At 66.2% G+C, this 9,914-nt stretch carries 10 protein-coding genes; 2 read left to right on the top strand and 8 right to left on the bottom strand.

Features of this window, described 5'->3' with window-relative positions:
* Positions 1–26: 26 nt before the first annotated feature.
* On the top strand, positions 27–1,046 hold the full coding sequence (gene holA / locus ACFDSW_RS12030) for a DNA polymerase III subunit delta (RefSeq protein ID WP_375250531.1): 1,020 nt from the start codon (positions 27–29) through the stop codon (positions 1,044–1,046).
* Positions 1,047–1,137: 91 nt separating this feature from the next.
* Here the strand turns inward: holA and ACFDSW_RS12025 are convergent, their stop codons facing one another.
* From ACFDSW_RS12025 to ACFDSW_RS12000, 6 genes are read right to left on the bottom strand one after another with little or no spacing between them, the layout of a single operon-like run.
* Positions 1,138–2,064: a ParB/RepB/Spo0J family partition protein gene (locus ACFDSW_RS12025; RefSeq protein ID WP_375250530.1), complete on the bottom strand. Its 927-nt coding sequence runs from the start codon at positions 2,062–2,064 to the stop codon at positions 1,138–1,140.
* Positions 2,061–2,840: a ParA family protein gene (locus ACFDSW_RS12020; RefSeq protein WP_375250529.1), complete on the bottom strand. Its 780-nt coding sequence runs from the start codon at positions 2,838–2,840 to the stop codon at positions 2,061–2,063. The genes ACFDSW_RS12025 and ACFDSW_RS12020 overlap by 4 nt, the downstream gene beginning before the upstream one ends.
* Positions 2,840–3,454: a 16S rRNA (guanine(527)-N(7))-methyltransferase RsmG gene (gene rsmG, locus ACFDSW_RS12015; protein WP_375250528.1), complete on the bottom strand. Its 615-nt coding sequence runs from the start codon at positions 3,452–3,454 to the stop codon at positions 2,840–2,842. Before rsmG ends, ACFDSW_RS12020 begins: the two co-directional genes overlap by 1 nt.
* Positions 3,451–5,175 carry a tRNA uridine-5-carboxymethylaminomethyl(34) synthesis enzyme MnmG gene (gene mnmG / locus ACFDSW_RS12010; protein ID WP_375250527.1) on the bottom strand — a complete coding sequence of 575 codons (1,725 nt, stop codon included), beginning with the start codon at positions 5,173–5,175 and terminating at the stop codon, positions 3,451–3,453. Before mnmG ends, rsmG begins: the two co-directional genes overlap by 4 nt.
* On the bottom strand, positions 5,176–6,465 hold the full coding sequence (mnmE, locus tag ACFDSW_RS12005; RefSeq protein WP_375250526.1) for a tRNA uridine-5-carboxymethylaminomethyl(34) synthesis GTPase MnmE: 1,290 nt from the start codon (positions 6,463–6,465) through the stop codon (positions 5,176–5,178).
* Entirely contained in the window at positions 6,462–6,707 is a 246-nt protein-coding gene (locus tag ACFDSW_RS12000; protein ID WP_375250525.1) for a DUF6489 family protein, read from the bottom strand. Before ACFDSW_RS12000 ends, mnmE begins: the two co-directional genes overlap by 4 nt.
* A gap of 241 nt (positions 6,708–6,948) precedes the next feature.
* Between ACFDSW_RS12000 and ACFDSW_RS11995 the strand changes: the two genes are divergently transcribed.
* Entirely contained in the window at positions 6,949–7,644 is a 696-nt protein-coding gene (locus ACFDSW_RS11995) for a dienelactone hydrolase family protein (protein WP_375250524.1), read from the top strand.
* Positions 7,645–7,708: 64 nt separating this feature from the next.
* On the opposite strand, the gene ACFDSW_RS11990 is transcribed toward ACFDSW_RS11995, so the two are convergent.
* Positions 7,709–7,840, bottom strand: coding sequence for a hypothetical protein (locus ACFDSW_RS11990; RefSeq protein WP_375250523.1), 132 nt, complete (start codon positions 7,838–7,840; stop codon positions 7,709–7,711).
* A 133-nt stretch (positions 7,841–7,973) separates the two neighbouring features.
* Positions 7,974–9,788 (bottom strand): DNA translocase FtsK, encoded by a 1,815-nt coding sequence (locus tag ACFDSW_RS11985; RefSeq protein WP_375250522.1) that lies wholly within the window; start codon positions 9,786–9,788, stop codon positions 7,974–7,976.
* Between the last annotated feature and the right edge of the window lie 126 nt (positions 9,789–9,914).

The raw sequence follows: 9,914 nt of genomic DNA, 5'->3' as shown, positions 1-9,914 counted from the left end.
GCTGACATGCCGCATGGGATGCGGCGATGAAGGTGACCGAGCCGCGGCTGACCGCGGCGCTCGATCGGCCGTCGGCGGATGTCCGACTGTTCCTCCTGTACGGGCCAGATGAGTCGACCGCGATGGCCCATGCCGCGCGGCTGGCGCGTGCGATGGGGCAGGGGGCCGAACGGATCGATCTCGACGGGCCGACGCTGCGGGGCGATCCAGCCCGGCTGAGCGACGAGGCGTCATCGCTGTCGCTGTTCGGGGACGCGCGGTATGTTCGTGTTACGGGCGCGGGCGAGGAATCGCTCGATGCCGTCGAGGCGCTGCTCGCGGCGGATCAGGCGGGCAATCCAGTGGTGATGATCGCGCCGACGGTGAAGGCGACCGGCAAGCTGGTGAAGCTGGCGCTGACCTCCGATCGTGTGCTGGCCTTTGCCTGTTATCCGCCGAATGCGCGGGACGCGGCGGCGGTGGTATCCGAACTGGCGCGGGCGCAGGGGCTGCGGCTCTCGCCGGCGGCGGTGCAGCGGATCGTGCGTGGCAGCGATGGCGATCGTGCGGTGATGGCGAGGGAGGTGGAGAAAGTGGCGCTCTATTGCGACGCCGCGCCCGACCGCCCGAGGGATGCCGATGAAGGCGTGCTGGATGCGGTGGGAGCGGATATCGCCGAGGGTGAGATCGGCGATGTCGTCAATGCCAGTACGAGCGGCGATGTGATGGCATTGACCGAGGCGCTTCGGCGGATGGGCGGTGCGGATAGCTCGCCGATCCCGGTGCTGCGTGCGCTCGGGCGGCGGCTGGTGTCGCTGGGCGATATGCGCGCGGCGGTGGAGGGCGGCGAGGGGATCGAGCAGGTGATGAAACGCCACCGCGTCTTCTGGAAGGAGGAAGCGGCGACGGCGGCGGCGGTGCGGCGCTGGCGGATCGACGATCTGATCGCGGCGCAATCCGCCGCCCGTCGCACCGAACGCGAGGTTATCGCCGCCGGACCGGCGGGGCGGGTGATCGCCGATGCCTTTCTGCTGCGGCTGGCACGGCGCGCCGCCACGCGCGGCTGACCAATGATCGATATCGGGTGCATGGCGAGGTAGCGGCTCTCCTCCCTCGTTGGGGAGGAGAGCAGGTGGCCGGGCTGTATATCGTTCGGTGCTAAATGCGCTCGCCGCTCAAGCGCTGACACACCATATCGAGTTGTTCGAGCGTGCTATAGTCAAGCGTGATCGCGCCATGCCCATCGGGATGGAAGCTGATGCGGACCTTCAACCCCAACAGGTCGGCGAGTTGGCGCTCCAACGCCTCGATATCGGCGCCGCCGGAGACGTGCGGTGATCCGCTGGTCGCGCGACGGGGACGTTCGGTGGCCGAGCCGTCCTGGCCGCGGCGGGCATCCGCGACCAGCTTCTCGGTCTGCCGGACCGACAAGCCCTGGGCGACGATCTGATCGGCCAGCGCTTCCGGTTCAGCGGCACTGAGGATGGCGCGGGCGTGGCCCATCGACAGTGCCCCTTCCACGACGCGGGTCTGGATCGATGGCGGCAAATCCAGCAGGCGCAGCAGATTGGCGACGTGGCTGCGCGATTTGTGCACCGCCTTGGCGAGGGCCTCTTGGGTATGGCCAAATTCCTCGACGAGGCGCTGATAGGCCTGCGCCTCCTCGATCGCATTGAGATCCTGGCGCTGGATATTTTCCAGCAAGGCAATCTGCAGCGTCTCGCTATCGCTATAGTCGCGGACGACGACGGGCACTTCGTGCAGCCGCGCGCGCTGCGCTGCTCGCCAGCGGCGCTCGCCCGCGACGATTTGATAATCATGGCCGTGCGGGCGAACGATGATCGGCTGGATCACCCCGCGCGCGGCGATCGATTCGGCCAGTTCCGCGAGTGCGGTCTCGTCGAAATGCCGGCGCGGCTGATCGGGATGCGGGGCGATCGCACTCACCGGGATCATCCGTACCGCGCCGCGCGCCGGCCCCTCTCCGGCGGCATCATGCTGATCCTTGGCGACGTCGCCGAGCAGCGCGTTCAATCCACGGCCGAGGCCGCTGCGCGGGGTGCGGCGGGCGGTGGCGTCGCTCATGCTACTTCCTTCTGTCGAGGCAGGCGCTGGATCACCTCGCGGGCCAGCGCCATATAGGCTTCCGATCCGCTGCAGCGATGATCATAGATCAGCGCCGGCAGGCCGTGGCTCGGCGCCTCGGACAGACGGACATTGCGGGGAATGACGGTGTCGAACACGACCTTGCCGAGCACCGCGCGCACATCAGTCGATACCTGTTCGGTCAGGCGATTACGACGGTCGTACATCGTCAGCGCGACGCCGAGGATCGATAGTGAGGGATTGAACCGCGAGCGAATCCGCTCGACCGTGCTGAGCAGCTGGCTGAGCCCTTCAAGCGCGAAGAACTCGCATTGCAATGGCACGAGCAGCGCATCGGCGGCAACCATGGCATTGATGGTGAGCAGTCCCAGCGAGGGCGGACAATCGATCAGCACGATGTCCCAGCGCTGGTCGGCATCCTCGATGGCGCGGTGGAGGCGGTGGGTGCGCTGCTCCAGCTCGACGAGCTCGATCTCTGCGCCTGACAGGTCGACCGTCGCGGGGACGATATCGAGGTGCGGAATGCCGGTGGGGACGACCGCATCGTTCAGGCCGCCACGCTCGATCAGCACGTCGTAACTCGATCGTTCGCGTTGCGCCTGGGTGATGCCGAGCCCGGTCGAGGCGTTTCCCTGCGGATCGAGATCGATCAGCAACACCATATGCCCGGATGCGGCGAGCGCGGTGGCGATGTTGATCGCACTGGTGGTCTTGCCGACGCCGCCCTTTTGATTGGCTACCGCTATGCGGAACATCAGCGTGTCACTCCATCGGCGATGATGATCGTGGACTCGGCGTCCGACAGGCTCTGTTCCACGTGGAACATGCCGTGCCATTGCAGGCGAACGATCGCAAGCTCGTCCTCACCCGATTTGCCCCTTGGCAGGATCAACCGGCTTCCGCCAGCGCGGAGGTGACGGGTCATGTCGAGCAGGGCGGGCACGCTGGCTACCGCGCGCGCCGATAGCACGTCGAACGCACCCCTTGGTAGCGCCTCCGCTTTCGCTTGCCGAACACGAACGCGGGACGCGATCCCTAGTCGCTCGCAAGCCGTCAGGAGGAATTCAGCGCGTCGCGCCCGCGGTTCGGCCAGCAAAACCTCCCCCGGGAACAACAGGCCGATGACCACCCCGGGAAATCCCGCGCCGGTACCGACGTCGATCCAGGTTCGCGCGGTGGGCGGGCAGAAGCGCATCAGCTGCGCCGAATCGAGCAAATGGCGCTGCCAGATCGTCGCCAGCGTCGAGGGAGAGATCAGATTCTGTCGGGTGTTCTCCTCCGCCACCATAGCGCCGAAACTTTCCAGTCGATCCGCCGATTGCCCTCCGAACGTCTCGGCGACCCAAGCGCGCGCTTCGTCCTCGGTCACGCGCGCTTCCTTGCGTCGAGCCACAAGGCGGCCAGTGCGGCGGGGGTAACCCCACGAACGCGGGAGGCTTCGTCCAGCGTGCGCGGGGAGGCAGCCAACAAGCGTTCGATCATCTCGTGGGACAAGCCGGCTATCCCTCGCAAATGTTCGCCATGCGCGATCGCGATCCGACCATCGCGGCGCATGCGGTCGATCTCTTCCGCCTGGCGGGCGAGATAAGGCGCGTACCGGCGATCCTCTTCCACCTCTTGCGCTAAGTCCATGGGGGCCTCCGACGCCGTCGTGGGATCGCGACGAAGCTGTTCGCGGAGGCCTTCACGCTGTTCCACGTGGAACAGTCGCTCGGGGCGGAGACAATTCCAGTCGATCCCAAGGGGAGAAAGCCGCGTTTCGGCGTTGTCGGCACGGAGCGACAGCCGATACTCGGCACGCGCCGTCAACATTCGATATGGTTCGCTGACGCCCTGAAGTATGAGATCGTCGATCATTACCCCGATGTACCCCGCCGCACGATCGATCGTGGCCGGGCCCAACCCCAGCGCATGCGCCGCAGCGTTCAATCCGGCGACGAGCCCCTGCGCGGCGGCCTCCTCATATCCGGTCGTGCCATTAAGCTGGCCCGCGCAGAAAAGACCGGGGATCGCTGTCAGCGCGAGACGGTGATCGAGCGCTCGGGGATCGAGATAGTCATACTCGACCGCATAGCCCGGCACCGTGATAACCGCGCGCTCAAGGCCCTCGATCGACGCGATCATCCTCTCCTGCACATCGCTCGCCAATGACGTGGAGATGCCATTGGGATAGACGATCGGATCGTCGAGCCCTTCGGGTTCGAGGAAGATCTGATGGCCGTCACGGTCACCGAACCGATGCACCTTGTCCTCAATCGAGGGACAATAACGCGGGCCTTGCCCTTCGATCGCCCCGGAGAACAGCGGTGAATCGTCCAAGCCCGCACGGATGATGTCGTGAGTGGCGATATTGGTGCGGGTGATCGCGCAGGCGAGTTGCGGCAATCGCGCTCCACCCGGCATGAAGGACATGCGCCACGTGTCGCTGTCAGAGAATTGCGGCGCCAGACGCGCCCAGTCGATCATGCGACCGTCGAGGCGAGGGGGTGTGCCGGTCTTGAGCCGGTGGATCGGTAGACCAAGTGAGCGAAGCTGCTGGCCCAGGATCGTCGCGGGCCGCTCGCCGATCCGGCCACCGGGAATGCGATCCGAACCGCGATAAATCCGGCCGCCCAGGAAGGTGCCCGTCGCAAGAACGACGGCATTGGCGCCGATCGCGGCGTCGTCAGAAAGAGTGACGCCGGAGATCCGGCCATTGGCATATTGCAGCGCAGCGACTTCTGCCTCGATGATGTCCAATGCCGGATAGGCAGCAAGCTGGCGCTGGATCGAGGCGCGATACCGTTGGCGGTCGGCCTGGATTCGCGGGCCGCGCACCGCTAGCCCCTTGGAGCGATTCAACATACGATGATGGATCGCGGCATCGTCCGCCGCGCGGGCCATCATTCCGTCGAGAGCGTCGACCTCCCGCACGAGATGCCCCTTGCCGAGCCCGCCGATCGAGGGGTTGCACGACATCGTGCCGATCTGCGATCGCTGTTGGGACACGAGGGCGACCCGCGCGCCACGGCGAGCGGCTGCGGCGGCTGCCTCGGTGCCGGCATGACCACCGCCGACAACCAGAACATCATAGTGTTTCACGTGGAACATTCACTTCCCGAGACAGAAGCGTCCGAACAGAGCGTCGAGCATCGCTTCCGTGGCGTTGCGCCCCAATAGCGCAGCGAGCTGGCCCAGGGCAACGCGCAACTGTTCGGCGATCAGCAGCGGGTCGGTTTGCCACGCAGCGATCAGAAGGTCGTCGCGGCATCCAGCTACCAAACGGCGCTGTTCCTCCCGGAGTGCCAGGTCACTGTCGCCACCCAGATATTGTCCCGCCCGCTGCTCGATCATGGTCCAGACGGTTTGCACCGAGGCAATATCGTGGGCTGACACAGGGAGATCCGCCGCCGGGTCGACCGGGGAAATATCGCTCTTGCCGCTCAACCTGATCGCGCGGGCGGGGGCGTGCTGCGGCGCTCCGAACCACAGGATCAGATCGGCCGAATCAATCATCCGCGCGGCGCGATCGATCCCGATCCGCTCGACCGGATCGACCGATGCCTCGGTGAGACCCGCCGTATCTATCAGGCGATAGGGAATGCCGTGGCGTATGACCGGCGCTTCGATCACATCACGGGTCGTCCCCGCGATCGGGGTGACGATGGCCGCTTCCCGATCGAGAAGCGCGTTGAACAGCGACGACTTGCCCGCGTTGCGTGGCCCGGCCAGCACCACCGTGATGCCGTCGCGCAATCGCTCGACGCTGGGGAGGTCGAGCACCTGTCCCATCGCCGTCGCCAGCGCGGTAATATCGTCACGCGGGACATAAGCGGCGTCGTCCGCGACGTCCGCTTCATCGCTGAAATCGATATCAGCCTCGACGCGCGCCGCGATGATGCTCAGGCGATCGATCCATTCGAGCACTGCGCGGCTGATCGTTCCCTCGCTGGCGGCGACCGCGGCACGGCGCTGGCTTTCGGTTTCGGCTTCGAGCAGGTCGGCGATACCTGCGGCCTGGACGAGATCGATCCGCCCATGTTCGAGCGCGCGGCGAGTGAACTCGCCGGGCTGTGCCAGCCGAACGCCAGGCAGGGCGGCAAGCGCTCGCTCGACGGCGGCGACGACCGCGCGCCCGCCGTGAAGGTGCAGTTCGAGCAGATCTTCCCCGGTCGCGGTGTTCGGCCCCGGGAAGAACAATATTAGCGCTTGATCGAGCGTTGCATTGTCGTGGTCCCGCACGCGGCGGAGCGTCGCGGTGCGGGGCGGGGGAACGACGCCTGTCAACGCGCGCGCCGTATCACGCGCCGCTGGGCCGCTGATCCGCATCACCGCGATCGCGGCGGGCGGGCGCCCACTCGACAGCGCGAAGATCGTGTCGGTCACGGGGGCGTCGCTCACTCCTGGGATTTGGCGGCGCCGCCGGCGGCGTTGAACAGCGCGCGCCACATATCGAGCCCGGCGTCGGTGGCGGGCGCCCAACTCTTCATCATCGCGCCGACGATCTCCGGGCCGACCGCTGCACCCTCGATTGCTTCCTGCATCTTGGCGAGATAGCGATCGTGGATCGGGGTCAGATCAGGCAGGCCCATCATCCGCCGGACTTCCTCGGGGGTGCAGTCGACTTCGATCGTCACTTTCATCCGGCGGCGCTCCCTTGAGCGCGCCATTCGCGCGCCATCACCTGCGGCTCTGTATGCCCCCGAACGCGCCGCGATCGCAACGCCGGTCAGGCGAGCTCGATTCCCGACCACTGGTCGTGCCGTGTCATCGTATCGTCTCGCCAACGGGGATAGGCCCTTTTCCAGGCGGAACGGCTATGGCTGCCAAACGCTGGCGGATCGCGCAGCGACGAGGCAGGATCGCGCGACAGGGAGAAGAGTGATGACGACGAATGTGACGATCGCGACGCTCGATGAGCAAGTGATGCCGGCGTATCGCGCAGATCCGGCCGGGACGCCGACGGCGGCGGTCGTGGTGATACAGGAGATTTTCGGGATCAATGCCGGGATCCGGCGCAAGTGCGATGCCCTGGCGGAGGCGGGTTATCTGGCGATCGCGCCCGACCTGTTTTGGCGGATGCAGCCGGGGATCGAGCTGGACCCCGATATCGAACCGGAGATGCAGCGCGCCCTGTCAATCATGGGTGATTTCGATCAGGACGCCGGCATCCGCGATATCGAGGCGGCAATCCGCTACGCGCGTGCGGCGACGGGCGGCGGCAAGGTCGGGGCGGTCGGCTACTGCCTTGGCGGTCGCCTCGCCTATATGACCGCCGCGCGGACTGACGTGGATGCGTCAGTCGGCTATTACGCGGTCGGTATCGATGGCTTGCTGGGCGAGAAACAGGCGATCGCGCATCCGCTGATGCTGCACATCGCGGGCGATGACGGCTTCGTCGACAAGGAAACGCAGGCGGCGATGCACGCCGGGCTGGACGATCATCCGAAGGTGACGCTGCACGATTACCCGGGCGAGGATCACGGCTTCGCCACCGAATTCGGCAAGCGCCGGTCTGATGCCGCCGCCATCCAGGCGGACGAACGGACCGCCGCCTTCTTCGCCGAACATCTGCGATAACCGGTCGATCCGGGCAGGGGGCGCCAACACCCTCCGCCCGGATCAATCGCCGGTGCGTACCCGCCTATCGGATCAGCAATTCGCCAACCGTGATAATGCCCGTCGCGATCAACTGCGCGAGCAGCACCACGATCGCAAACAGGACAAGGGCGGATACCACCACTGCACCATGATGTGTCGCTTGACGGATCGTCATAACCCATCCTCTCCAAAGGAGCCGGGCCGACCATCATGTTGCGGGCGGTCCCGGCAACTGTGATGAATATATACCTTCGCAGGCGATCTCGCAAATCGCTGCCTGTCACATGCTGCGCGTTATGCTCCGCCCGTCACAACGGATGACCATCGGTATCGCGCAGCACTTCGCGCCGCCCGACATGGTCAGGCCGGCTGACGACGCCGTCCTTCTCCATCCGCTCGATCAACCGCGCGGCGGAGTTATAGCCGATGCGCAATTGCCGCTGCAGCCACGACGTTGACGCCTTCTGGCTGCCGCAAACCAGCGCGATCGCGGCACGATATTGTTGATCTTCCGCCGTATCCTCGCCCGTGGGGGCGCCGTCGAGCGCGAAGCTCTCCTCCGGCTCCTCGGTGACCGACTGGATATAGTCGGGGGTGCCCTGCGCGCGCCAGTGATCGGTGACCGCGCGGACCTCGTCGTCGCTGACGAACGGGCCATGGACACGCACGATGCCCTTGCCGCCAGGCATGTAGAGCATGTCACCGCGCCCCAGCAATTGTTCGGCGCCCTGTTCGCCCAGGATGGTGCGCGAATCGATCTTGCTGGTGACGTGAAAGCTGATGCGGGTCGGCAGATTGGCCTTGATCACGCCGGTGATGACGTCGACCGATGGACGCTGCGTCGCCATGATCAGGTGAATGCCCGCGGCGCGGGCCTTTTGTGCGAGCCGCTGGATGAGGAATTCGACTTCCTTGCCCGCGGTCATCATCAGATCGGCCAGCTCGTCGACGATAACGACGATCTGCGGCAGCACGTCATAATCGAGCTGCTCTTCCTCATAGATCGGCTGGCCATTCTCGCCATAGCCGGTCTGGACGCGGCGACCGAGCGGCGCTCCCTTGGCGCGCGCGGCGCGAACCTTGTCGTTGAAACTCGCCAGACTGCGCACGCCGACCGACGACATCTGCCGGTAGCGATCTTCCATCGTCTCGACCGCCCATTTCAGCGCGCGCACCGCCTTGGCGGGATCGGTGACGACGGGGGACAGCAGATGCGGGATATCATCGTACATGCTCAGTTCGAGCATCTTCGGATCGATCATGATCATCCGGCATTGATCCGGGGTCAGCCGGTACAGCAGCGACAGGATCATGCCGTTGAGCCCGACCGACTTGCCCGAGCCGGTGGTGCCGGCGACCAACAGGTGCGGCATCGGGGCAAGATCGGCGATCACCGGATCGCCCGCGATATTCTTGCCAAGGATCACCGGCAGTTGTGCCGACTGGTCCTCGAACGCCTGGCTGGCGACGAGTTCGTGAAGCGACACCATCTCACGCTTGGCATTGGGCAGTTCGATGCCGATCACGGTGCGGCCGGGAATCGTCGCCACGCGCGCTGAAATCGCGGACATATTGCGCGCGATATCGTCGGCAAGGCTGATCACGCGGGTCGCCTTGATGCCGGGGGCGGGCTCCAGCTCGTACATCGTCACCACCGGGCCGGGGCGCACCTCGGTGATATTGCCCTTGACGTTGAAGTCGTCGAGCACGGTTTCGAGCAGCCGTGCGTTGCGCTCCAGCGCGGCCTTGTCGATCGGGCCGCCCTGATGCGCGGGGGCGGGGCTGAGCAGGTCGATCGAGGGCAAAGCGAAGCTGTCCCGCAGGTCAAGCCGCTGTTGCTGTTCCTTCGGACGCGCGGCGGCGGAGGGGGCCAGGGTGCGATCGCTGATCACCGGGGCGGGGCGGTCGATCGGCTGTGCCACCGCGCGCGGGGCGGGCGGGCGGGCGGCAGCGAACGGCAGGTCGTCCTCCGCCACATCCTGCTGATCGTCGTACAGCGCATCGCCCTCATCGTCGCTCCGCCGCCAGCGCGCGCGCGGCGCGAGGCGGGCCAGCACGAAATCCAGCGTGCGGCCCCACAGCATCGCCCCGGCGATCCCGCAGACGACGCCCAGGGCGACCACCCCCCCCGTGGGCCCGGTGGGGGGAAGCCGGGCAAGGCGCGCGCCCAGGGAGACCACGAGCCGGACGGCGAGCCCTATGAGGGCTCCGTGGTGGGAAGGAGAGCGACCAGGGCGGTCATTCCAACG

It is taken from the genome of Sphingomonas sp. (genome assembly GCF_042091075.1).
GTDB lineage: Bacteria > Pseudomonadota > Alphaproteobacteria > Sphingomonadales > Sphingomonadaceae > Sphingomonas.
This window is presented reverse-complemented; position numbering and strand designations above follow the sequence as displayed.

Excerpts from the sequence above, each read along its gene's own strand:
- ACFDSW_RS11990 (WP_375250523.1), bottom strand. The coding sequence starts at position 7,840 with ATGACGATCCGTCAAGCGACACATCATGGTGCAGTGGTGGTATCCGCC.
- mnmG (WP_375250527.1), bottom strand. The coding sequence starts at position 5,175 with ATGTTCCACGTGAAACACTATGATGTTCTGGTTGTCGGCGGTGGTCAT.
- ACFDSW_RS11995 (WP_375250524.1), top strand. The coding sequence starts at position 6,949 with ATGACGACGAATGTGACGATCGCGACGCTCGATGAGCAAGTGATGCCG.
- ACFDSW_RS12020 (WP_375250529.1), bottom strand. The coding sequence starts at position 2,840 with ATGTTCCGCATAGCGGTAGCCAATCAAAAGGGCGGCGTCGGCAAGACC.
- ACFDSW_RS12025 (WP_375250530.1), bottom strand. The coding sequence starts at position 2,064 with ATGAGCGACGCCACCGCCCGCCGCACCCCGCGCAGCGGCCTCGGCCGT.
- holA (WP_375250531.1), top strand. The coding sequence starts at position 27 with ATGAAGGTGACCGAGCCGCGGCTGACCGCGGCGCTCGATCGGCCGTCG.
- ACFDSW_RS12000 (WP_375250525.1), bottom strand. The coding sequence starts at position 6,707 with ATGAAAGTGACGATCGAAGTCGACTGCACCCCCGAGGAAGTCCGGCGG.